Origin of the sequence: Kurthia populi, assembly GCF_042686175.1 — a bacterium.
Classification (GTDB): Bacteria; Bacillota; Bacilli; order Bacillales_A; family Planococcaceae; genus Kurthia; species Kurthia populi.
The window spans coordinates 1-770 of record NZ_JBHUOR010000053.1; the positions used below are offsets into that span (position 1 = coordinate 1).

General features: G+C 36.8%; 1 protein-coding gene. It reads right to left on the minus strand.

What is annotated here, in order from left to right; all coding sequences use genetic code 11:
- A partial coding sequence (locus tag ACFSY7_RS10295; RefSeq protein WP_380147771.1) for a transposase occupies positions 1-558 on the minus strand: 558 nt, incomplete at its 3' end.
- Between the last annotated feature and the right edge of the window lie 212 nt (positions 559-770).

Consider the following 770-nt stretch of genomic DNA (forward strand, 5'->3'; position numbering starts at 1 on the left):
TCGTGCGATGGCTGGGATGACTTGTTCTTCTAACAGTTGTTCGTATAATTGATTTGATTTTTCGATTAAGTTTGTTTGAAACTTTTCAATCGATTTTTTCCATTTAAAAGTGAACTTATTGGCATTCGCCTCAATTTTTGTACCATCAATAAAAATCGCTTGTTGATCAATTAGCTTTTCTTCGACAAGCTGACAACGGAATTGGACAAAACATTGACGTAGTAATTCCTGCATCTGTGGATGAATTCGGAAACGATTAATTGTGCGATAACTTGGTTCATAACCTTGCGCTAACCATTTCATACGGATACTATCTTTTGTTAAGTCTTCCATGCGTCGACCTGAAAAGACCGATTGCGTATAACCACACAGAATAATTTTAAGCATCATTTTTGGATGATAGGACGGACAGCCCGTTTCTTGATAAAAAGGAGCGAAAGCTTCTTTCGGAATACTTTCTACAAGATGGTGAATGTGAAAGGCAATATCATTTTTTTGTAATTTCACTTCTAAATCTAGCGGTAATGTAAGTTGATTCATGTTATAATTTTTAAACATAAGGACACTTCTTTCGTTTAAGATTTGGTAGTAGGATACTTAAATTTTAACAGGAATTGTCCTTTTTTCTATAAGGAATTTTTGATAGAAGTATATAAAAGTTGTTCGGAGTGGAGGACGCGACTTCTGCGGGAACAGCACGAGCGGAATATCCATTTTTTTCGCGCCCTCGCGAAAAAAATTAGATGGAGCCGTGCCCGCGAAAAGCGTCG